The following is a 22,017-nucleotide window of genomic DNA, read 5'->3' on the forward strand; positions in this document are numbered from 1 at the left end:
CAGCGGCGACGTTGGCGAAACCGCGTCAACTCAGCCCGCAGGGGCGGGATAAATGTCCGTGATCAACTTCAACATCGCCCAATGGCGCGCCTGGGCTCCCGGGCTCGACAGTGTGGAAGCCTGGCAAGCCTGGAGCCGACAGCCGGTCGTGCTCGAAGGCAGTGATGCCGCACCCGATGTTTCGTTTCTGCCGGCCATGCAGCGCCGTCGTCTCAGCCGTCTGGCGCGGATGGCGTTCAGTGTCGGCTGGCCGCTGGCCGACGGTCGGGAAAATCTGCCGCTGGTGTTCGTCTCCCGGCACGGCGAAACCCCGCGCACCTTTGAAATTCTCAGTGATCTGGCCAACGAACAGCCGCTGTCGCCGACCCAGTTCAGCCTGTCGGTGCACAACGCAATCATCGGCCTGTGGTCGATCATGCGCGGCGAAACCAGCGAAATGACCGCACTCGCCGCGGCCGGCGACGGCCTCGAACACGGCATGCTCGAAGCGGCGACGTTGTTGAACGAAGGGGCCCCCGCCGTGCTGCTGGTGATCACCGAGGAACAACCGCCCGAAGCCTATTCGACGTGGATCGACGACGTACCGTTTCCCTACGCGGTCGGGCTGTTGCTCACCCCCGGTACCGACTGGCGGCTGACCCTGAACAGCGCCCCGCAAGCACGGTCAAAACCGCAGTGGCCCCACGCACTGAATCTGCTGCGAACCCTGCTCGGTCAGCAACCCCATTGCCAACATGCCTGGAAGACTCGTCTATGGACCTGGCAACGCAACCCGTGATCGGAAAAAACCGCGACGCCTATTACTGGCGTCTGCTGGCCACTGCCACCAGCTTCGCCCTGTTCGGGCTCGGTGGTCTGTGCCTGCGCCTGCTGGTATTTCCATTGCTCGGTTGCCTGCCGGGCGACGCCATTGCGCATCGCGAGCGCGCACGCCAGACCGTCAGTCGGCTGTTCTGGTTTTTCGTCCGGTTCATGGCCCGTACCGGCGTGCTGACCTACGACATCCAGGGCGCCGAACGGCTCGGCCGCCCGGGGCAGATGATCATCGCCAACCACCCTTCACTGATCGACGTAGTGTTCCTGATCGGTCTGGTGCGCGGGGCCAACTGCGTGGTGAAGAAAAGCCTGTGGGAAAACCCCTTCACCCGCGGCCCGCTGCGCAGCACCGAATACATCAGCAACGACGGCAGCATGGACATGCTCGACGCCGCCGCCGGCGCGTTGCAGAGCGGGCAGACCCTGATCATTTTTCCCGAAGGCACCCGCACCCAGCCGGGTCAGGCGCCGGCCTTTCATCGGGGCGCGGCGGCCATCGCGCTGCGCGGTGCGAAAATCCTCACCCCGGTGGTAATCAAGGTCAATCCGACCACCCTGACCAAGGCCGAGCCCTGGTATCGCATTCCCAGTCGCCGCGTGCACTTCAGTTTTCACGTCGGGGCCGATATAGACCCACAGACTTTCGCCGCGCAGGGGCCCCCGCCCCAGGCTTCGCGCAAGCTCAACGACTATTTGCACCAATTCTTTATCAAGGAGCTCGCCGAAGATGAGCGATCTAAACCGTGACATAAAAGAGCTGATCATCGACGCCTTGGGCCTCGAAGACATCAGCCCAGAGGACATCGGCGACGACCAGACGCTGTTCGGCGAAGGCTTGGGCCTGGACTCCGTCGACGCCCTGGAGCTCGGCCTGGCGATCCAGAAAAAGTACGGCATCAAGATCGACGCCGACGCCAAGGACACCCGTAACCATTTCTCCAACGTGGCGAGCCTTGCGGCGTTCGTCACGGCAAAACAGGCAGCTTGAGACCGGACCATGCAAACTCGTGACGACATTTTCAACACCCTGCGCGATGCCCTGGTCGAGCTGTTCGAACTGGACCCGGCTCGCGTGAGCCTGGAATCCAACCTGTATCAGGATCTGGAAATCGACAGCATCGACGCCGTCGACCTGATCGATCACATCAAGCGCCAGACCGGCAAGAAAATCGCCGCCGAAGAATTCAAGTCGGTGCGCACCGTCAGCGACGTGGTCGAGGCGGTCTACCGTCTGGTTCAACCGGCCGCATGAGCCGACTGATCGGCCTCGGCCTGCTGCTGGCAGGCCTGCTGTATCCCTTTGCGGTGTATTTCGGCATGGAGCATTTCGCGCCATGGCAGTTCGGCCTGCTGCTGGGCGGCCTGTGGCTGGCGCGCGCGCTGACCGGCGAACGCAAGCCCGGCAGCCTGTGGATGGCCTTTGTGGCGATCGTGTTCTGCCTGCTGCTGGCGGTGTTCGACAGCCCTTTGCTGTTGCGCTGGTACCCGGTGCTGATCAGCGGCTTCATGCTGGTGCTGTTCAGCCTGAGCCTGAAATACGGCCCGCCGATGGTCGAGCGTCTGGCGCGCCTGCGTGAACCGCAACTGCCGCCCAAGGCGATTCGTTACACCCGCCAGGTCACCGTGGCCTGGAGCGTGTTTTTCTTTTGCAACGGTTTGTGCGCCGCCCTGCTGACACTGTGGGCGCCGCTGAACTGGTGGATGTTGTACACCGGCCTGATCTCCTACGGATTGATCGGCCTGATGTTTGCCATTGAATGGCTGATACGACAACGGGTAAGAGGTCGCCCATGAACTGGATAAAACTTGAGCAGCTGTTGCTCAAGGCCCTGCCGGCGCGCGCGGTAACGAGCGCACCGGCACTCGATCACGCACAACTGCGCGAACAGGCCCTGAGCTTGGCCGCCGGTCTGCAAGCGCGTGGCGTACAACGTCTGGCGGTGCATCTGGAAGATGCCGCCGACCTGGCCGTCGCCCTGCTCGGCGCCTGGCGTGCCGGCATCAGCGTGTTGCTGCCTTCGGACCTGCAAGCGCAGACCCGTCAGCGCTGGTCGAACGACGTCGATCTGTGGCTGACCGATCAGACCGGTGACGCCCGCCTGAGCGATCTGCTGCAACCGGCACTGCCTGCTGCCGAACTGGACCTCGACCAGTGCCGCCTGAGCCTGTGCACTTCCGGCTCCAGCGGCGAGCCCAAGCGCATCGACAAATCCCTGCGGCAACTGGCCAACGAAGTCGAAGCCCTCGAACAGCTGTGGGGCGCGGATCTCGGCGAGGCCTGCATTCTTGGCAGCGTCGCCACCCAGCACATTTACGGTTTGCTGTTTCGCGTGCTGTGGCCGCTGTGCGCCGGGCGTCCGTTCCTGCGCAAGCAACTGGCTTTCCCGGAAGACCTGCAACGCGCCAGCCGCGAGCACCCGGCCTTCGCCTGGGTCGCCAGCCCGGCGCTGCTCAAACGCATGGGCGACAACCTCGACTGGCTGGCACTCAGCGCCGTGCGCCGGGTGTTTTCGTCCGGCGGCGCACTGCCGGCAGACGCCGCACAAAGCCTGCATCAGCGCCTGGGACAGTGGCCGACGGAAATCCTCGGCAGCTCGGAAACCGGCGGCATCGCCTGGCGTCAGGGTGAATCGTTGTGGCAGCCGTTTGCCGGTGTCGAGTTGAGCCAGGACAACGACGGCGCCCTGCTGATCGCTTCGCCTTATCTGCCCGCCGGGCATGTCGAACACACCGCCGATGCGGCACGCATTCAGGCCGATGGCCGCTTTGAATTGCTCGGGCGGCTCGACCGGATCGTCAAACTCGAAGAAAAACGTATTTCCCTGCCGATGCTTGAACAGGCGCTGGTGGCCCACGACTGGGTCGCCGAAGCGCGTCTGGGCGTGGTGCAGGAAAATCGCGCGTCCCTCGGCGCTCTGCTGGTGCTCAGCGAATCGGGCCTGTTTGCCCTGCGCGAACACGGTCGGCGCAGCCTGACCGAAACCCTGCGCCGTCATCTCGGCGACCACTGCGAAGCCCTGGCCCTGCCCCGCCGCTGGCGCCTGCTGCGCCAATTGCCGCTGACCTCGCAGGGCAAGTTGCCTCAGGCCGACGTCGAAGCCTTGCTGCTGGCACCACGGCCGAAAGCGCCGGAGATTCTGGAACAGGCCGAAACCGAGGGCGAATGGAACCTGCAATTGAGCGTTCCGCCGGACCTGGCCTACTTCAGCGGCCACTTCCCCAAGGCCCCGGTGCTACCCGGCGTGGTGCAGGTCGAATGGGCGCTGAACCTGGGTCGGCAACTGCTGAAGCTGCCCGGCGCGTTCGCCGGCATGGAAGTGCTGAAGTTCCAGCAACTGGTGCGCCCCGGCGATGAAGTCCAGTTGCATCTGCGCTTCGATCCGGAACGCGGCAAGTTGTATTTCGCCTACCGCAACGAAACCGCCACCTGCTCCAGCGGGCGGATTCTGCTGGGGGCTGGCGATGCATAACCCTTGCGCCGTGATCCCGGTCTACAACCACGAAACCGCTATCGGCACGGTGGTCGACGCCCTGCTCACCGAGGATCTGCCGTGCATTCTGGTGGACGATGCCAGCAGCAAATCCTGCGCGGCGGTGCTGGACGCGCTGGCCGAGCGCGAGCGGGTTTATCTGGTGCGCCTCACTGCCAATCAGGGCAAGGGCGGCGCGGTGATGACCGGTCTGCGTGAAGCGGCGCGGCTGGGTTTCAGCCATGCCTTGCAGGTCGATGCCGACGGTCAGCACGACTTGCAGGATGTCGCGCGGTTCATCGAAGAATCCCGCGCCCACCCCGAGTCACTGGTCTGTGGTTATCCGCTGTACGACGCCAGCGTGCCCAAGGGCCGTTTGTATGCGCGTTATCTGACCCACGTGATGGTGTGGATCAACACCCTGTCGCTGCAGATCCGCGACTCGATGTGCGGCTTCCGGGTGTATCCGCTGGAACCGACGCTGGGCGTGATCGACTCGGCGCGGATCGGCAAGCGCATGGATTTCGACTCGGACATTCTGGTGCGCCTGGCCTGGCGCAATCAGCCGATGCGCTGGTTGCAGACCAGCGTGCATTACCCGCTGGACGGCGTGTCGCACTTTCGCCTGTTCCACGACAACGTGCTGATCTCGAGCATGCACACGCGCCTGTTCTTCGGCATGTTGCTGCGCTTGCCCGTGATCCTCTGGCGACGGTGGCGCGCATGACCGTCGAGACCGACAAGAAGCACTGGGCCGACCGCGAAGAGCGCGGCAGTTTCCTGCTGATGAAATTCACCGCGTTCGCCGCCAAGGTCCTTGGCCGACGCCTGCTGAGCCCGTTGCTGTACGGCATCGTCCTGTACTTTTTCCTGTTCGGCCGCACCGCCCGGCGCAGTGCCTGGCAGTATCAGCAGCGCCTCGCCGACTGGAGCGGTCGCCACGAATTGCGTCCGACCCGCTGGCGGGTATTCCGCCAGTTCATGGCATTCGCCGATTCGCTGCTCGACAAGCTCGACGTGTGGAACGGCAAGCTGAAGATCGAGCAGATCGAAATCATCGACCCGGCGCTGTTGCGCAATCAGTTGCGCGGCAGTCGCGGGCAAATGCTGGTGGGCGCGCATCTGGGCAACCTCGAAGTGTGCCGGGCGCTGGCGGAGCTGGGCGAAAAGGTCACCATGAACGTGCTGGTGCACACCAAGCACGCCGAGCAATTCAATCGCCTGCTGGGCGAGGCCGGGGCGACCAACCTGCGACTGATTCAGGTCAGCGAGCTGGACCCGGTGATCATGCTGCAACTGCACGAACGGCTGGAGCGCGGCGAGTGGCTGGCGATTGCCGGCGACCGCGTGCCACTGCATGGCGGGCGCAGCGTGACCGTGGACTTTCTCGGCCACCCGGCGCCGTTCCCGCAAGGGCCGTGGCTGCTGGCCGGCCTGCTGAAATGCCCAGTCAACCTGCTGATGTGCTTGAAACAGCCGGACGGCCACTATCGCCTGACCCTCGAGCCGTTCGCCGACGCCGTGGTGTGGTCACGCCGCGAGCGCGAACAGGTCATTCATCAGTGGGCGACCCGCTATGCGCAACGCCTGAGTCACTATTGCCTCGAAGCACCGAGCCAATGGTTCAACTTTTACCCATTCTGGAAAACCGATGACAACGCCAACTCCTGAGCCGGTCACCTTCGGCGAACGCCCTTTGCGCATCGAAGACGTGCTGGCCCTGGCCAACCGTCAGGCGCCCGTGCAGTTGCAGAGCGACGCGCCTTATCGCGAACGCATCGCCAAGGGCGCGCGGTTCCTCGATTCGCTGCTGGACAAGGAAGGCGTGATCTACGGAGTGACCACCGGTTACGGCGACTCCTGCGTGGTTGCGGTGCCGTTGCATCACGTCGAGGCGCTGCCGCGTCATCTCTACACGTTCCACGGTTGCGGGCTGGGCAAACTGCTCGACGCCCAGGCCACCCGCGCGGTGCTGGCGGCGCGTCTGCAGTCGCTGTGCCACGGTGTGTCCGGGGTGCGCATCGAGTTGCTGGAACGCCTGCATGCCTTCCTTGAACACGACATTTTGCCGTTGATTCCCGAAGAGGGTTCGGTGGGTGCCAGCGGCGATCTGACACCGCTGTCTTACGTCGCCGCAACCCTGTCCGGCGAGCGTGAAGTGATGTTCCGTGGCGAACGCCGCCAGGCTGCCGATGTGCATCGCGAACTGGGCTGGACACCATTGGTGCTGCGTCCGAAAGAAGCGCTGGCGCTGATGAACGGCACCGCCGTGATGACCGGTCTGGCGTGCCTGGCTTACGCCCGCGCCGATTACCTGCTGCAACTGGCCACCCGCATCACCGCGCTGAACGTGGTGGCGCTGCAAGGCAATCCGGAACACTTCGACGAGCGCCTGTTCGCCGCCAAGCCGCATCCGGGTCAGATGCAGGTGGCCGCATGGCTGCGCAAGGATCTGGCAATCGACGCGCCGACCGCGCCGCTGCACCGCTTGCAGGATCGCTACTCACTGCGCTGCGCACCGCATGTGCTGGGCGTGCTGGCCGACAGCCTGAACTGGCTGCGCTCGTTCATCGAGACCGAACTCAACAGCGCCAACGACAACCCGATCATCGACGCCGAAGCCGAGCGCGTGCTGCACGGCGGACACTTCTACGGCGGGCATATCGCGTTCGCCATGGACAGCCTGAAAAACCTTGTGGCCAACGTCGCCGACCTGCTCGACCGCCAACTCGCGCTGCTGGTGGACGAGCGTTACAACCACGGTTTGCCGAGCAACCTGTCGGGCGCCAGCGCCGACCGCGCGATGCTCAACCACGGCTTCAAGGCTGTGCAGATCGGCGCCAGTGCCTGGACTGCCGAAGCGCTGAAAAACACCATGCCGGCCAGTGTGTTCTCGCGCTCCACCGAGTGCCACAACCAGGACAAGGTGAGCATGGGTACCATCGCCGCCCGCGACGCCATTCGTGTGCTGGAGCTGACCGAACAGGTCGCCGCCGCTACGTTGCTGGCCGCCAATCAAGGCGTGTGGCTGCGTGGTCGTGATGAAGACGCGCGTCCGCTGCCGCCATCACTGGCCGCCATGCACGAACAACTGGCCCGGGACTTCCCGCCGGTGATCGAAGACCGTGCCCTGGAAGGTGAATTGCGCCTGTGCCTGCAACGCATCGCCGAGCAACACTGGAGGCTGCATGCGTAGTGCCGGAGTGCTTCACGCCGATACGGAAATCCTCGTGCCGTTCTTTGACGTCGACACCATGCACGTCGTCTGGCACGGCCATTACGTGAAATACCTGGAAGTGGCGCGCTGTGCACTGCTCGACAAGATCGGCCACAACTACAACCAGATGGTCGACTCGGGCTATGCCTGGCCGGTGATCGACCTGCAACTGCGCTACGTGCGCGGCGCGGTATTCGGTCAGCGGCTGAACGTGCGCGCCAGTCTGGTGGAGTGGGAAAACCGCCTGAAGATCCACTATCTGATCACCGACGCCCAGACAGGCGAACGCCTGACCCGCGCCAGCTCGGTGCAGGTCGCCGTCGAGATGAGCAGCCGCGAGATGCAACTGGCCTCGCCGAAAGTCTTCACCGATGCCGTGGAAAGGATGCTGCGATGAATGTGTGGTTGAAATCCCTTGGGGCCCTGGCGCTGCTGACGCTGTCGTCGCTGGCCAACGCCTTCGACCTGCAACAGTTGAGCGAGCAACTGGCGAAACCGGACGTGATCCACGGCCAGTTCATCCAGGAAAAGCACCTGCGCGCCCTGCCCCAGCCGCTGATCAGCAAGGGCAGTTTTGTCCTTGCCAAAAACCACGGCCTGCTGTGGCTGCTGAAAACCCCGCTGCAACAGGATTACCGGATCAGCGCCAAGGGCATCGCCCGGCGTGATGCCACCGGCTGGCAACTGCTGCCGAACAAGAGCGCCGGGGCCGAGCAGAACCGCTTGTTCCTGGCGGTGCTGCAAGGCGACAGCAGCGGTCTGCAACGGGATTTCGAACTGGCCCTGAGCGGCGATGCGCAGCAATGGCAACTGACCCTTACCCCGCGCTCGGTGCTGCTCAAGCAGGTCTTCAACCAGATCAACATCAGCGGCGGCACCTTGGTGAACACCATCGAACTGCTGGAAACCCAGGGCGACAGCACCGTACTGCGCATGCAGGACAGCACTGCCGGCCAACCTCTGAGCGACGCGGAGCAACATGACTTTGCCGAGTGAACGCAGGCTGCCCTGGCTGTTCCTGATCCTGCTGCTGGCGGTTGTCGCACTGGGCGCCTGGCAGTGGCGCGACGGTGCGCCGCTGTCGGCCAACCTGATGGAACTGGTGCCCGGCACCCACCCGGACGCCCTCGAACTGCGCGCCGAACAACGCATGCAGGAACCGCTCAACCGCGACATGCTGGTGCTGGTCGGCCACGCCGATCGCCAGCAAGCCGTCGCCATGGCCCAGACCCTGGGCGAGCAATGGCAGGCCAGCGGGCTGTTCGAAAAGGTCCAGTGGAACCTGCAGGCCGATCTGCCGGCCCTGCGCACGCAACTGCTGCAAGGACGGCTGGCGATGCTCTCGGCGGATGACCGACAACTGCTGATCGAACATCCCGACGCCTTTATCCAGCAACGGGTACAGGCGCTGTTCGACCCTTTCACCGGGTTCAGTCTGGTGCCGAGCCAGGACGACTGGCTGGGCCTGACCGGACGCATCCAGAACAGCCAGCCGCAACATGGCGCGGTGCAACTGGACATCGGCAGCGGCGCCTTGATCGCCGACGCCGATGGCAAGAGCTGGGTGCTGCTGCGCGCACGCACCACCGGCAGTGCCTTCGACATGAATCAGCCGCTGCAAGTCGCCGCCCTGCTGCAACACAGCCGTGAGCAAGCGGCTCGCGCCGACGTGCAATTGCTGGCCGCCAGCGGTCTGCTGTACGCCGCCAACGGTCAGCAGCAGGCGACCCGGGAAATGACCTGGGTCGGCGGCGGCGCCACCATCGGCATCCTCTTGCTGTTGCTGCTCGCCTTCCGCCGCTGGCGGGTGCTGCTGGCGTTCATTCCGGTGCTGGTCGGCATGCTGTTCGGCGCAGTGGCCTGTGTCGCGCTGTTCGGGCACATGCATGTGATGACCCTGGTGCTCGGCTCCAGCCTGATCGGCGTGGCAGTGGATTACCCGCTGCACTACCTGTCCAAGAGCTGGAGCCTCAAGCCCTGGCACAGCTGGCCGGCGTTGCGCCTGACCCTGTCCGGCCTGACATTGAGCCTGATCACCAGCGCCATCGGTTACCTGGCACTGGCCTGGACACCTTTCCCGGCCCTGACCCAGATCGCCGTGTTCTCCGCCGCCGGTTTGCTCGGCGCCTACCTGTCGGCGGTGTGCCTGTTGCCGGCGCTGCTGAAAAACGTCGAACTGCGCCCGGCGCAATGGCCGCTGCAACTGGCCGAGCGCTTGGTGCGGTTGCGGGAAAACCTGCTCGACCACGTCAGAACGCCGGTATTGCTAGCCCTGCTGATCGCCTTCTGCGTCGGCGGTCTGCTGCAACTGGAGAGCAGGAACGACATCCGCCAGTGGGTCGGTGCGCCGCAACGCCTGACCGATGAGGCGCAGACCATCGCGCGGATTACCGGCTATCAGCCGACCAGCCAGTTCTTCCTGGTGCGCGCCGCCGATCAGCAGCAATTGCTGGAACGGCAAGCGGCCCTGAGCGAGCGGCTGGATCAACTGGTCAACCTCGACAAGTTGCAGGGTTATCTGGCGCTCAATCAACTGGTCAGCCCGCCGGCTCAACAGCAACAGGTGCGGGAAGCGCTGAGCAAGTTGCCGCAATTCTGGCAGCCGCTGCTGGAAGTCGGCGTACCGCTGGCGGCGCTGCAAACCGAACTGCAACAGTTGCAGGCGCTGCCCGCCGAAGACATCGATGCGGCGCTGGCCGGGCCGCTCGGCGAGCCCTACCGTACGCTGTGGCTCGGGCCGACCGAGGACGGCGTGGCAGCGATGGTCAGCCTGCAAGGCCTGAACAATCCGTCGCTGTTGCGGGTGCAGGCGCTGGATCTGCCCGGCGTGATGCTGGTGGACCGGCTCGGCGATCTGAACAAGGTGTTCGCCCAGACCCAGATCAGCGCTGCTGAGCTGAAACTCGCGTCCTGCGTATTGATCGTGCTGGTGCTGATGCTGCCGTTCGGTCTCGGCGGCGCGCTGCGGATCGTCGCCCTGCCGCTGCTCGCTGCGCTGTGCAGCCTCGCCAGCCTGGGCTGGCTCGGTCAGCCGCTGACCCTGTTCAGCCTGTTCGGCCTGTTGCTGGTGACGGCGATCAGCGTCGACTACGCGATCCTCATGCGCGAGCAGGTCGGCGGCGCAGCCGTCAGCCTGCTCGGCACCTTGCTCGCGGCCGCCACCACCTGGCTGTCGTTCGGCCTGCTGGCGGTGTCGAGCACCCCGGCGGTGAGCAACTTCGGTCTGTCGGTGAGCCTCGGTCTGGCGTTCAGCTTCATGCTCGCGCCGTGGGCCGGGCGTCAGGCCCATGCGGTTGCCGTCACGGAGCCTGCAGCATGATGGTGATGATTTTCTGGCTGATGGCCCTGGCACTGTTCTTCGTCGCCACCCGGGTCGGCCGGCATTTCGGGCTGATCCCGATCGTCAGTCAATTGCTGCTGGCCAGCTTCGGCCTGCCGCTGCTGATGTACTTCTGGATCGAACCCGGCTGGCAACTCAACGGCGCCGAACTGATCGCGCCGGGCTGGCTGAAAAACCTCTACAGCCTGAGCTTCGCCCTGTTGCTGGGGCACATCCTCAGTGACGTGATCGACCTGCGCCTGGACCGTCAGAGCGTGAAGATCGCCCTGCCGAGTTTCGCCGTGCCGTTCGCCTGCGGTCTGGCGACGGCGTACTGGCTGTTGCCGACGCAGCCGTGGATCAACTCGCTGGCGATCGGTCTGGTGTTCGCCATCACTGCGATCCCGGTGTTGTATCTGTACCTGCGTCACATCGACTACCCGCCCGCCGCCACTCGGCGTCTGGTGCAGACCGCGATCCTGATCGACCTGACCTGCTGGACCCTGTTCGGCCTCGCTCAGGGCAGCCTGCACCTGAGCAGTCTGTTGCTGCCGCTGGGGATGGCCTGCGTACCCGTGCTGCTGCGGGTGTTCGGCATCCGCCGTCCATTGACCTACAGCCTCGGCTTCTTTGCGCTGTTGGTGCTGGCCGAACACTACAAACTCAACGCACTGATTTTCGGCATCGGTTATCTGCTGTGCATGGCCGCGCTCAAGGTGCCATTGGTGTTGCCGCTGCCGGCGCACTGGATGAACCGCTTGCAGACGTGGGTCGCAATTCCGCTGATCCTGACTTTCGGCATCGTCCAGATCGACGTGCACAGCGCCCTTGCCAGCCTCGGTACCGTGCAATGGGCGGCGCTGCTGCTGTTGCCGGTCGCCAGCAAAATCCTGGGCAACTGGCTCGGCCTCGGCTGGGCCGGCGCGTCATTCGCAGGCGCCAGCCGCTGGCGCGAAAGCGTGCTGCTGAATATTCGCGGCTTGAGCGAAATCGTTTTTCTCAACCTGCTGTTGCAACAACAACTCATCAGCCCGGCGCTGTACTTTGCGCTGATGCTGATGGGGCTGATCGCGACGCTGTTGCCGGCCTTCATCGGCCTGCACCGGGCGTCACTGAACCCTATTGCCGTACCCAGGAGCTCACGTGCCAATCGTTGAAATGGAATCCCGTCAGGTCGTGATCATCGGCGCCGGCCCCTCCGGCGCCATCGCCGCCGCATTGCTCAACCGCAAGGGGCACGACGTGCTGGTGATCGAGCGTCAGCATTTCCCGAGGTTCTCCATCGGTGAAAGCCTGCTCTGCCATTGCCTGGATTTCGTCGAAGAGGCCGGCATGCTCGAGGCGGTGAATGCCGCCGGTTTCCAACGCAAGAACGGTGCGGCGTTCGCCTGGGGCGAGCGCTACAGCGCCTTCGATTTTGGCGACACCTTCACCGCCGGCAAGCCCACGACGCTGCAGGTGCAACGCGCCGACTTCGACAAGTTGCTGGCCGATCAGGCGGCATTGCAGGGCGCGGAAATCCGCTATGGCGACGCGATTGTCAGCGTCGATTTCGAACGTCCGCGACCGCAGTTGAATGTGCGCCGCGAAGACGCCAGCGAGTACCGCGTCGAAGCCGATTTTGTCCTCGATGCCAGCGGCTACGGCCGCGTGCTGTCACGCCTGCTCGACTTGGAAGCACCATCGAACTTCCCGGTTCGCCAGGCCGTGTTCACTCACGTCGAGGACCACATCGATCACCCCGGTTTCGATCGGGAAAAAATCCTCATCACCACCCACCCGCAGCACCGCGATATCTGGTTCTGGTCGATCCCGTTCAGCAACGGTCGCTGCTCCGTCGGCGTGGTGGCTGCCGCTGAACATTTCGCAGGTCGCGATGCCGACCTCGACGCCTGCCTGCGCGGTTTCATCGCCGAAACCCCGAGCCTGGCCAAGGTGCTGAACAACGCCGTGTGGGACACCCCGGCGCGCACTCTCGGCGGCTATGCGGCCAACGTCAAAACCCTGCACGGCCCGGGCTTTGCGCTGCTGGGTAACGCGGCGGAATTTCTCGACCCGGTTTTCTCTTCGGGCGTGACCATCGCCATGCGTTCGGCGAGCATGGCCGCCGCTGTGCTGCATCGACAGTTGCAGGGCGAAACGGTGGACTGGCAACGGGAATTCGCCGAGCCGCTGAAACGCGGGGTCGACACGTTCCGCTGCTACGTCGAAGGCTGGTACGCCGGCACCTTTCAGGACGTGATTTTCCACGAGCAAGGCTCCCCGGAAATCCGCCGCATGATCTGCTCGATCCTCGCCGGTTACGCCTGGGACGAACGCAACCCGTTCGTCAGTGAAGCGCGCCGTCGTTTGAAGACGATCTCCGAACTCTGTGCAAGGGACGACACATGAATTACCTGAGCGACAACTACGTCGAGGAAACCCGCTTCGGCTTCTGGTTCCTGCGCAGCCACACCTGGCAACACCATGTGCTGCGCGTGGCAATCAACGATCTGCGCGGACTGTTCAGCGAATCGTTGCCGGCCAATCCGGTGCTGCTGGATGCCGGCTGTGGTCAGGGCAAGTCGTTCGGTCACCTGCGCCAGACCTTCGCGCCACAGCGCCTGATCGGCGTCGATGCCGACCCGCACAGCCTGGAATTGAGTGCCGCCGAGGCGGCGCGTCAGGGCTTCGACGTCGAGCTGATCGGCAGCGACTGCGCGACCCTCAATGTGCCGGACGCCAGCGTCGATCTGCTGTTCTGTCACCAGACCTTCCATCATCTGGTGGAGCAGGAAAAAGCCCTCGCCGAGTTCTATCGGGTGCTCAAACCCGGTGGTTATCTGCTGTTCGCCGAGTCCACCGAGGCTTACATTGATACGTGGGTGATTCGCTGGCTGTTCCGGCATCCGATGCACGTGCAAAAGAGCGCGGCGCAGTACCTGGAGATGATTCGCCAGCAGGGTTTCGAGTTCGGCGAACAGAACGTTTCGTACCCGTATCTGTGGTGGAGCCGGTCGAAGGATTTCGGTCTGCTCGAACGTTTTGGATTGCACAAACCAAAACCATTCGGCCAGCGGGAAGAAACCCTGGTCAACGTGGTGGCCCGCAAACCCTTGAACGAGGCTGTCTGATGTTGCGTGTTCTGCTGCTCGCCTGCGTCTTGCTGCTCGGTGCCTGCGCCAGTCAGGCGCCGCTGCCGGCCGGCAACCCGAACCTGCCGCTGCCGATGCAACTGCATATCGAGCGGCACCTGGCCGGGCAACAGCAAGACTGGTTGCTGGTGATCCAGCGCGAAGGGCCCGGCATCCGCTGGTCGATGATGGATCCGCTGGGCATTCCCCAGGCCCGTCAGCAGTTGATCGACGGACACTGGCAGGCCGACGGCCTGCTGCCGCCCAACCCGGAAGCCCGGGAGCTGTTCGCCGCGCTGCTGTTCGCCCTGACCCCGGCGGGCGAGCTGTCGCGCAACTACCCCGACGCGCAGCAACAGGGCGGCCAACGTTCCCTGCCGGCGCGCTGGGACATCCGTTACACCCAACCCTTGAGCTTCGAATTGAACCTGCCACAAGGCCCGCACTATCGCGTAACGCCACTCGGTGAACCGACGTCATGACCGCCTACCTCAATGCCCTCGGCGTGATCTGCGCCCTGGGGCGCGACAAGCCAGCCGTGGCACGCAACCTGTTTGCCGGCGACTGCTCGGGCATGCGCCGCGAGTCCGGCTGGGTGCCGGAGCGCGAGCTGCCGGTGGCCGCCGTGCACGGCGATCTGGCGCCGATTCCCGATGCATTGGCCGACCAGCGCAGCCGCAACAACCAACTGCTGCTGGAAGCCGCGTTGCAGATTCGCGACGACATCGAGCACTCCATCCAGACTTACGGCCGCGAGCGCATCGGCGTGGTGCTCGGCACCAGCACTTCGGGCATCGACGAAGCCAGCCGAGGCCTTGCGCACTACATTCGCGACCAACAGTTCCCGGCCGATTACGACTACCGGCAACAGGAACTCGGCGCCCCGGCGAATTTCCTCGCCGACTGGCTGCAACTGAGCGGCCCGACCTATGTGATTTCCACTGCCTGCACCTCCAGCGCACGCGCGCTGATGAGCGCCCGACGCCTGCTCGATCTGGGCCTGTGCGACGCGGTGCTGTGCGGCGGTGTCGACAGCCTGTGCAAACTGACCCTCAACGGTTTCAGTGCGCTGGAAGCGGTGTCGGACGAGCGCTGCAATCCGTTTTCCGCCAACCGCAACGGCATCAACATCGGCGAAGCGGCGGTGCTGTTCGTGATGAGCAAACAGCGCGGTGCTGGGCCGGGCATCGCCCTGCTCGGCGCCGGCGCCAGCTCCGACGCGCACCACATTTCCGCACCGGAACCGACCGGCCGTGGCGCCCTGCAATCGATGCAGAAGGCGCTCGACCAAGCCCATCTGCAAGCCGGCGACATCAGTTACCTGAACCTGCACGGCACCGCGACCCAGCACAACGACGCGATGGAAAGTCTGGCCGTCGCCGCGCTGTTTCCCGAAGGCGTACCGTGTTCCTCGACCAAACCGATGACCGGCCACACCCTCGGCGCCGCCGGCGCACTGGAAGCGGCGTTCTGCTGGTTGAGCCTGAGTGCCGACAACCCCGACCACGCCTTGCCGCCGCACGTCTGGGATGGCCAGCCAGATCCCGACCTGCCAGCGCTGAAGTGGGTGACCGCAAGCGAACGCCTGGCGTCCATTGCTCCCCGCTACCTGATGAGCAACTCGTTTGCCTTCGGTGGCAATAACGTCAGCCTGATTATCGGAGATGCCCCATGAGCCACTGGCCGCTCGCCGAACTGCTGCCCCACGCTGGCGACATGATCCTGATCGACCGGATCCTGAGCTTTGACGACGAACAGATCCACACCACCCTCACCGTCCGCCCCGGCGGCCTGTTCAGCCTGCCCGACGGCAGCCTGCCGGCGTGGGTCGGCATCGAGCTGATGGCGCAAAGCGTCGCCGCGTTCGCCGGCTGCCATGCGCGGCAGAAAGGCAACCCGGTGGAGCTGGGCTTTCTGCTCGGCACACGCAAGTTCGAATGCAATGTGGCGGCCTTTCCGGTTGGCAGCGAACTGACCATCCATGGCCTGCGCTCGCTGGAAGACGACAACGGCATGGGCGTATTCGAATGCCATATCAACGCGCCCGGCATCGAGGCCAGCGCCCGGCTGAACGTGTTCCGCCCGCCCCATGCGGCGGACTATCTGGAACAAACCCGCGACGAAACCAACAAGGAGTCGAACGATGACTGAATCAATACTGGTCACCGGCTCCAGCCGTGGCATCGGCCGCGCCATCGCCCTGCGTCTGGCTCAGGCCGGGCATGACATCGTCGTGCATTGCCGCAGTGGTCTGAGCGACGCGCAGGCGGTGCAGGCTGAAATCCAGGCCCTGGGCCGCCAAGCGCGCATCCTGCAATTCGACGTGGCTGACCGCGAAACCTGTAAAGCCATCCTCGAAGCCGATGTCGAAGCCCACGGCGCCTACTACGGCGTGGTGCTCAATGCCGGCCTGACCCGCGACGGCGCCTTTCCGGCTCTGAGCGACGACGACTGGGACGTGGTGCTGCGTACCAACCTCGACGGTTTCTACAACGTCCTGCACCCGGTGATGATGCCGATGATCCGCCGCCGCGCCGCGGGTCGCATCGTGTGCATTACCTCGGTGTCGGGGCTGATCGGCAACCGTGGCCAAGTCAATTACAGCGCCTCGAAAGCGGGTGTGATCGGCGCCGCGAAAGCCTTGGCGATCGAACTGGCCAAGCGCAAGATCACGGTGAATTGCGTCGCGCCGGGCTTGATCGACACGGCGATGCTCGATGAAAACGTGCCGGTGGAAGAACTGCTGAAAATGATCCCCGCACAACGCATGGGCACGCCTGAAGAGGTGGCCGGTGCGGTGAATTTCCTGATGTCGGCGGAAGCGTCGTACATCACCCGCCAGGTGCTGGCGGTCAACGGAGGCTTGTGTTGATGAAGCGCGTCGTCGTCACCGGCATGGCCGGCATTACCTCGCTGGGCAGCGACTGGGACACCATCGCCGGCAATTTTGCCGCCAACCGCAGCGGCATCCGCCGGATGGACGAGTGGGATCGCTTCAGCGAACTCAACACCCGTCTGGCCGGGCCCATCGACGATTTCCAGGTGCCGGCGCACTGGACCCGCAAACAGCTGCGCAGCATGGGCCGTGTTTCGCGGCTGGCCGTCGGCGCGGCGGAAAAAGCGCTGGCCGACGCCGGCCTGCTCGGCGACGAGTCGATCAAGGACGGGCGCATGGGCGTGGCCTGTGGTTCGTCCACCGGCAGCACCGACGAGATCAAGGCGTTCGGCAACATGCTGCTCAACTCGGTGGCCGAAGGCCTCAACGCCAACTCCTACGTGCGGATGATGCCGCACACCACGGCGGCGAACATCAGCATCTTCTTCGGCCTCACCGGCCGCTTGATCCCGACCTCCAGCGCCTGCACCAGCGGCAGCCAGGGCATCGGTTACGCCTACGAGGCGATCAAGTTCGGACGCCTGCCGCTGATGCTCGCCGGCGGCGCCGAAGAGCTGTGCCCGACCGAAGCCATGGTGTTCGACGCGCTGTACGCCACCAGCCTGAAAAATGATGCACCGCACACCTCGCCACGCCCGTACGACAAGGGCCGCGACGGTCTGGTGATCGGCGAGGGCGGCGGCATGCTGGTGCTCGAAGAGCTGGAACACGCCCTGGCTCGCGGTGCGCACATTCACGCCGAGATCGTCGGTTTCGGCAGCAACGCCGACGGCCAGCACACCACCCGCCCCGAACAAGTCACCATGCGCCGGGCGATGGAACTGGCGCTGGAAGACGCAGGCCTTGCGCCGGACGTCATCGGCTACGTCAACGGCCACGGCACCGCCACCGAGCAGGGCGATGTCGCCGAAACCCTGGCCACCAGCAGCTTGTTCGGTGAACGCATGCCGATCAGTTCGCAAAAGAGCTTCCTGGGCCACACCCTCGGCGCCTGCGGGGCGCTGGAGTCGTGGTTCAGCATCGAGATGCTCAACCGCGACCTGTATGTGCACACGCTCAACCTCGACGAGGTCGATCCGCACTGCGGCAAGCTCGACTACCTGCGCGGCGAGTTCCGCCAGATGAGCCACGAATACGTGATGAACAACAACTTCGCTTTCGGCGGGGTCAACACCTCGCTGATTTTCCGTCGCTGGTCACAACCGAATTAATCCAGGTCAAGGAGACCTCCATGCACTTCAAGAAACTCGCTGCCACCCTGCTCATCTGCGCCATGCCGGCCGTCAGCCAGGCCCGTGACACGGCGGTCTACCTGCCGTTCGACAAGGCCGTCGCCGAAGCGACCCGCACCGGCAAGATCGACGGCAGCGTGAAGTTCTATCTGGCGGGCAACGCCCCGGCTGGCAAAGTCACCGTTGTCAGCCCCGGCGCCGTGACCAACAAAAAGACCAACGCCTTCAACAAGACCGACCAGGAAGCCTGCGAGTGGGTCGTGCAATCGGCGATCATCAGCCTGCACCAGGCCGCAAAAAACGCCGGCGCCAACGCCGTGACCAACATCGTCAGCTTCTACAAGAGCAACGAGCGCAAGGATGCGAAAACCTACGAATGCCACGCAGGCGCCATCATGGCGGGCGTAGCGTTGAAGGGCGATCTGGCGACGGTTCAGTAACGGCCGGAAACGACATAAGGGCGCCTTTCGGCGCCCTTTTCAATTCAGATCATGTGCTGGCATGCAACTTCAGCCCCAGCGCTTTCATGACTTTGAGGATCGTTCCAAACTCGGGATTTACCTCGCCTGACAGTGCGCGATAAAGACTTTCCCTTGATAGCCCCGCATCCCGTGCGACCTGGGTCATGCCACGCGCCCGAGCGATAGTGCCAAGTGCCTTGGCAATAAAAGCCGGGTCATCCCCCGCCTCTTCCATGCAGGCATCCAGATAGTTGGCCATGTCCTCTTCTGTCTTGAGGTACTCGGCTGAGTCCCAACGAGTGAATTGTTCGGTCATGGGTTTTGCTCCTGCCAGGATTCCGCGATGAGCCTGGCTTGCTTGATGTCTCGAGATTGACTGCTCTTGTCTCCACCACAAAGGAGGATGACCAGCTGACGACCTTGCTGCATGAAATAGACCCGATATCCCGGGCCATAGTCAATTCGGGCTTCGCTGATCCCTTCGCCAATGGCTTTGACATCACCGAAGTTTCCCTCAGCCATACGATCAATTCGCACCTGAATACGCATCCTGGCGCGACTATCAGCCAGCTTCACAAGCCAGCTCGAGAATGTGGAGCTTCGAAGTATCTCAGTCATGGTTGCAAGTGTAGCCGTTGAGCTACACGCACTCTACATGGACTTCTCTCTGTCCGATATACGGCGTCTACACTCGTCATACCCATGATTTGCTGCGCGTTACGTCAAGGAGACGACCATGCAAGCGAAAGCCCTGATCGCTGCCGCCCTTTTCAGCCTGCTCCCCAGCGCCAGCCACGCCACCAATCTGATGTACATGCCGTTCGAAACCGTTGTGTCGGATGCGATGCGCGCCGGGCGGCTGGATGGCAGTGTGAAGTTTTATCTGGTCGGCAACGGGCCTCAGGGCACTCAGCGGTTGTTGCGGCGCGGGGTGGTCAGCGATCTGAAGACCAACGGCTTCAACAAGAGCGATCACGACTCCTGCGAGTGGGTGTTGCAGTCGAATCTGATTGCGCTGCAGGCCGAGGCCAAGCGTGTCGGGGCGAATGCGGTGACCAACATTGTCAGCTACTACGACCAGCATGTGCGCAAGGATCTGAACACTTACGAATGTCGGGCCGGCATCTTTGTCACACGAGTGGCGTTGAAGGGTGATCTGGTGCGGCTGCCCTGATCAACCGGCTTCGACCTTGCGCGTGAGCAGTTCGACAAATGCCTTGGCCATCGGTGATTTCTGATCCTTGCGCTGCACCAGCCACACCGCCGTCACGGCCTCGGGATCGAGCAGCGGTCGATAGACCACGCCGTCGATGCGCATCCGCTGATACGACGCCGGCATCACTGACACGCCCAGACCCGCTGCCACCAGACCGATGATGGTCATGGCTTCGCCGGCTTCCTGGGCGAAGTGCGGGCTGAAACCCGCGTCTCGGGCCAGGCTTATCAACTGCGAATACAGCCCACTGCCGTAGCTGCGCGGGAAGAACACGAACGGCTCAAGTGCCAGCGCCGAGAGGAACAGTCCCTCTTCAGAGCCCTGCGCCAGCGGATGTTTGGAGCTGAGCACAGCCACCAAAGGCTCGCGCATCAGTTCGACCACGCTGAGCGAATCCGGCAACCCCAGCGGTCGCATGATGCCGACTTCGATCGATTCGTCCACCAACGCGTCGGCCACCATGGTGCTGCTCATCTCGCGCAGGTTCAGGTGCACGGCCGGAAAGCGCTGGCGAAAAGAGAAGATCGCCTGGGGAATGGTCGAGTTGAAAGGCGCCGACGAGGTGAAGCCGATCTTCAGTTCACCCAACTCGCCGAGTTGCGCGCGGCGGGCCACGTCCGCCGCTTTATCGACCTGAGCCAGCACCAGCCGCGCTTCCTCCAGAAACAGTCGCCCGGCCTCGCTGAGCTCGACCCGACGATTGGTACGCTCGAAAAGCCGCGCGCCGACTTCCTGTTCCAGCGCCTGGATCTGCTGGCTCAGCGGTGGCTGGGAGATGCCCAGCACCTGTGCGGCCCGGCCGAAGTGCAGTTCTTCGGCGACGGCGATGAAGTAGCGCAGATGACGCAATTCCATGGACACCCCATTAGGTCGTGAAAGCTATCAAACAGGTCGAACAATATATTGGATAGAAACATTAGCCAGCTATATGATTTTTTCATTGCCTGCCTGCCCGCGCCCTCCGAGGTCTGATGTGAAAACCGCCGTCGCTCCACTGGCCCATGAAGTTCCGCCCGCTGCGGCGGACGATGTGCTGACCGAACTGCAAGAGATCTACATCGAGAAAGGCACGCCCGCGTTCATGCGCACGGTACTCGCGCTGTTCAGCGGCGGCTTCGCCACCTTCGCCCTGCTGTATTGCGTGCAGCCGATGATGCCGCTGCTGTCCCACGAATATTCGATCAACGCCGCGCAGAGCAGCCTGATCCTGTCAGTGGCCACCGGCATGCTGGCGTTCGGTCTGCTGATCACTGGCCCGATTTCAGATCGGGTCGGGCGTAAACCGGTGATGGTCGCCGCGCTGTTTGCCGCGGCGCTGTGCACCATCGCCAGTTCGATGATGCCGAGCTGGCACGGCGTATTGATCATGCGCGCGCTGATCGGATTGTCATTGAGCGGTCTGGCAGCGGTGGCAATGACTTATCTCAGCGAGGAAATCCATCCGCAGCACATCGGCCTGGCGATGGGTCTGTACATCGGCGGCAACGCGATTGGCGGCATGAGCGGGCGGTTGATCACCGGTGTGCTGATCGACTTCGTCAGCTGGCACACGGCGATGATGGTGATTGGCGGCCTGGCGCTGATCGCAGCGGCGGTGTTCTGGAAAATCCTGCCGGAGTCGCGCAACTTCCGCTCCCGCTCGCTGCACCCGCGCAGCCTGCTCGACGGCTTCACCATGCACTTTCGCGATGCCGGCCTGCCATTGCTGTTCCTTGAGGCGTTTGTGCTGATGGGCGCGTTCGTCACCCTGTTCAACTACATCGGTTACCGCCTGCTGGCCGAACCGTACCACATGGATCAGGTGTTTGTGGGGCTGCTATCGGTGGTGTATCTGTCGGGCATCTACAGCTCGGCGAAAATCGGTTCGCTGGCCGACAAACTGGGCCGTCGCAAAGTGCTGTGGGCGACCATCGCCCTGATGTTCGCCGGCCTCGCCCTGACGATGTTCACACCGCTGCCGCTGGTGATCATCGGCATGCTGATCTTCACCTTCGGCTTCTTCGCCGCCCACTCGGTGGCCAGCAGCTGGATCGGCCGCCGGGCGCTCAAGGCCAAGGGCCAGGCGTCGTCGTTGTACCTGTTCAGCTATTACGCCGGCTCGAGCATCGCCGGGACGGCAGGCGGTGTGTTCTGGCACCTGGCGGGGTGGAACGGGATTGGCCTGTTTATCGGCGCGCTGTTGCTGGTGGCGCTGTTGGTGGCGTTGAAGCTGGCGAAGTTGCCGCCGCTGGGTGGCGTCAAAGCCTGATTCGCGCCCACAAAAAACGCCCGGCATAA

Annotated in this window: 26 protein-coding genes; 23 read left to right on the plus strand and 3 right to left on the minus strand. The window is 63.7% G+C overall.

What is annotated here, in order from left to right:
• Nucleotides 1-52: 52 nt before the first annotated feature.
• Genes CAF80_RS17835 through CAF80_RS17935 form a run of 21 tightly spaced genes read left to right on the plus strand, consistent with a single transcriptional unit; the run spans nt 53 to nt 18,503 of the window.
• Nucleotides 53-778, plus strand: a complete 726-nt coding sequence (locus tag CAF80_RS17835) for a beta-ketoacyl synthase chain length factor (RefSeq protein WP_039766485.1) — start codon at nt 53-55, stop codon at nt 776-778.
• Entirely contained in the window at nt 754-1,563 is an 810-nt protein-coding gene (locus CAF80_RS17840; RefSeq protein ID WP_064592950.1) for a 1-acyl-sn-glycerol-3-phosphate acyltransferase, read from the plus strand. The genes CAF80_RS17835 and CAF80_RS17840 overlap by 25 nt, the downstream gene beginning before the upstream one ends.
• Nucleotides 1,544-1,804, plus strand: coding sequence for a phosphopantetheine-binding protein (locus CAF80_RS17845; protein ID WP_074689591.1), 261 nt, complete (start codon nt 1,544-1,546; stop codon nt 1,802-1,804). The genes CAF80_RS17840 and CAF80_RS17845 overlap by 20 nt, the downstream gene beginning before the upstream one ends.
• A gap of 9 nt (nt 1,805-1,813) precedes the next feature.
• A complete protein-coding gene (locus CAF80_RS17850; RefSeq protein WP_007947135.1) occupies nt 1,814-2,068 on the plus strand; it encodes an acyl carrier protein in 255 nt (84 codons plus the stop codon).
• Nucleotides 2,065-2,610 carry a membrane protein gene (locus tag CAF80_RS17855; RefSeq protein WP_011332105.1) on the plus strand — a complete coding sequence of 182 codons (546 nt, stop codon included), beginning with the start codon at nt 2,065-2,067 and terminating at the stop codon, nt 2,608-2,610. The genes CAF80_RS17850 and CAF80_RS17855 overlap by 4 nt, the downstream gene beginning before the upstream one ends.
• Nucleotides 2,607-4,286, plus strand: coding sequence for an acyl-CoA synthetase family protein (locus CAF80_RS17860; protein ID WP_085667699.1), 1,680 nt, complete (start codon nt 2,607-2,609; stop codon nt 4,284-4,286). The genes CAF80_RS17855 and CAF80_RS17860 overlap by 4 nt, the downstream gene beginning before the upstream one ends.
• Nucleotides 4,279-5,013: a glycosyltransferase family 2 protein gene (locus tag CAF80_RS17865; protein ID WP_085667698.1), complete on the plus strand. Its 735-nt coding sequence runs from the start codon at nt 4,279-4,281 to the stop codon at nt 5,011-5,013. Before CAF80_RS17860 ends, CAF80_RS17865 begins: the two co-directional genes overlap by 8 nt.
• Nucleotides 5,010-5,957: a glycosyl transferase gene (locus CAF80_RS17870; RefSeq protein ID WP_085667697.1), complete on the plus strand. Its 948-nt coding sequence runs from the start codon at nt 5,010-5,012 to the stop codon at nt 5,955-5,957. The genes CAF80_RS17865 and CAF80_RS17870 overlap by 4 nt, the downstream gene beginning before the upstream one ends.
• The gene (hutH, locus tag CAF80_RS17875) at nt 5,938-7,482 is read left to right on the plus strand and encodes a histidine ammonia-lyase (protein ID WP_074689588.1); all 1,545 of its coding nucleotides are present in this window, start codon (nt 5,938-5,940) and stop codon (nt 7,480-7,482) included. Before CAF80_RS17870 ends, hutH begins: the two co-directional genes overlap by 20 nt.
• Complete coding sequence (locus tag CAF80_RS17880) at nt 7,475-7,900, plus strand: thioesterase family protein (RefSeq protein ID WP_074689587.1); 426 nt, start codon at nt 7,475-7,477, stop codon at nt 7,898-7,900. The genes hutH and CAF80_RS17880 overlap by 8 nt, the downstream gene beginning before the upstream one ends.
• Nucleotides 7,897-8,499 carry an outer membrane lipoprotein carrier protein LolA gene (locus CAF80_RS17885; protein WP_074689586.1) on the plus strand — a complete coding sequence of 201 codons (603 nt, stop codon included), beginning with the start codon at nt 7,897-7,899 and terminating at the stop codon, nt 8,497-8,499. The genes CAF80_RS17880 and CAF80_RS17885 overlap by 4 nt, the downstream gene beginning before the upstream one ends.
• Entirely contained in the window at nt 8,483-10,822 is a 2,340-nt protein-coding gene (locus CAF80_RS17890; RefSeq protein ID WP_074689585.1) for an MMPL family transporter, read from the plus strand. Before CAF80_RS17885 ends, CAF80_RS17890 begins: the two co-directional genes overlap by 17 nt.
• Nucleotides 10,819-11,979 carry a sodium:proton antiporter gene (locus CAF80_RS17895; RefSeq protein ID WP_085667696.1) on the plus strand — a complete coding sequence of 387 codons (1,161 nt, stop codon included), beginning with the start codon at nt 10,819-10,821 and terminating at the stop codon, nt 11,977-11,979. Before CAF80_RS17890 ends, CAF80_RS17895 begins: the two co-directional genes overlap by 4 nt.
• Nucleotides 11,966-13,213, plus strand: a complete 1,248-nt coding sequence (locus tag CAF80_RS17900; RefSeq protein WP_085667695.1) for an NAD(P)/FAD-dependent oxidoreductase — start codon at nt 11,966-11,968, stop codon at nt 13,211-13,213. The genes CAF80_RS17895 and CAF80_RS17900 overlap by 14 nt, the downstream gene beginning before the upstream one ends.
• A complete protein-coding gene (locus tag CAF80_RS17905) occupies nt 13,210-13,935 on the plus strand; it encodes a class I SAM-dependent methyltransferase (protein WP_085667694.1) in 726 nt (241 codons plus the stop codon). Before CAF80_RS17900 ends, CAF80_RS17905 begins: the two co-directional genes overlap by 4 nt.
• Nucleotides 13,935-14,417 carry a hypothetical protein gene (locus CAF80_RS17910; protein WP_074689581.1) on the plus strand — a complete coding sequence of 161 codons (483 nt, stop codon included), beginning with the start codon at nt 13,935-13,937 and terminating at the stop codon, nt 14,415-14,417. Before CAF80_RS17905 ends, CAF80_RS17910 begins: the two co-directional genes overlap by 1 nt.
• Complete coding sequence (locus tag CAF80_RS17915; RefSeq protein ID WP_085667693.1) at nt 14,414-15,610, plus strand: beta-ketoacyl-[acyl-carrier-protein] synthase family protein; 1,197 nt, start codon at nt 14,414-14,416, stop codon at nt 15,608-15,610. The genes CAF80_RS17910 and CAF80_RS17915 overlap by 4 nt, the downstream gene beginning before the upstream one ends.
• Nucleotides 15,607-16,086: a hotdog family protein gene (locus tag CAF80_RS17920; protein ID WP_039766461.1), complete on the plus strand. Its 480-nt coding sequence runs from the start codon at nt 15,607-15,609 to the stop codon at nt 16,084-16,086. Before CAF80_RS17915 ends, CAF80_RS17920 begins: the two co-directional genes overlap by 4 nt.
• Entirely contained in the window at nt 16,079-16,807 is a 729-nt protein-coding gene (gene fabG, locus CAF80_RS17925) for a 3-oxoacyl-ACP reductase FabG (RefSeq protein ID WP_085648023.1), read from the plus strand. Before CAF80_RS17920 ends, fabG begins: the two co-directional genes overlap by 8 nt.
• On the plus strand, nt 16,807-18,042 hold the full coding sequence (locus CAF80_RS17930; RefSeq protein ID WP_039766459.1) for a beta-ketoacyl-ACP synthase: 1,236 nt from the start codon (nt 16,807-16,809) through the stop codon (nt 18,040-18,042). Before fabG ends, CAF80_RS17930 begins: the two co-directional genes overlap by 1 nt.
• 20 nt (nt 18,043-18,062) lie before the next feature.
• Entirely contained in the window at nt 18,063-18,503 is a 441-nt protein-coding gene (locus CAF80_RS17935; protein ID WP_011332090.1) for a hypothetical protein, read from the plus strand.
• A 49-nt stretch (nt 18,504-18,552) separates the two neighbouring features.
• Here CAF80_RS17935 and CAF80_RS17940 read toward each other — a convergent pair whose 3' ends face one another.
• Nucleotides 18,553-18,840: an addiction module antidote protein gene (locus CAF80_RS17940; RefSeq protein WP_011332089.1), complete on the minus strand. Its 288-nt coding sequence runs from the start codon at nt 18,838-18,840 to the stop codon at nt 18,553-18,555.
• A complete protein-coding gene (locus CAF80_RS17945) occupies nt 18,837-19,142 on the minus strand; it encodes a type II toxin-antitoxin system RelE/ParE family toxin (RefSeq protein ID WP_039766452.1) in 306 nt (101 codons plus the stop codon). The genes CAF80_RS17940 and CAF80_RS17945 overlap by 4 nt, the downstream gene beginning before the upstream one ends.
• Before the next feature lie 118 nt (nt 19,143-19,260).
• Here CAF80_RS17945 and CAF80_RS17950 point away from each other — a divergent pair, with 118 nt between their 5' ends.
• A complete protein-coding gene (locus tag CAF80_RS17950) occupies nt 19,261-19,698 on the plus strand; it encodes an excinuclease (protein ID WP_074689573.1) in 438 nt (145 codons plus the stop codon).
• Here the strand turns inward: CAF80_RS17950 and CAF80_RS17955 are convergent, their stop codons facing one another.
• Entirely contained in the window at nt 19,699-20,595 is an 897-nt protein-coding gene (locus CAF80_RS17955; protein WP_039766450.1) for a LysR family transcriptional regulator, read from the minus strand.
• 118 nt (nt 20,596-20,713) lie between these two features.
• On the opposite strand from CAF80_RS17955, the gene CAF80_RS17960 reads away from it, so the two are divergent.
• Complete coding sequence (locus CAF80_RS17960; protein WP_039766449.1) at nt 20,714-21,988, plus strand: MFS transporter; 1,275 nt, start codon at nt 20,714-20,716, stop codon at nt 21,986-21,988.
• Nucleotides 21,989-22,017: the final 29 nt, after the last annotated feature.

Source organism: Pseudomonas sp. B34(2017), assembly GCF_002112915.1.
GTDB classification, from domain to species: Bacteria; Pseudomonadota; Gammaproteobacteria; order Pseudomonadales; family Pseudomonadaceae; genus Aquipseudomonas; species Aquipseudomonas pharyngis.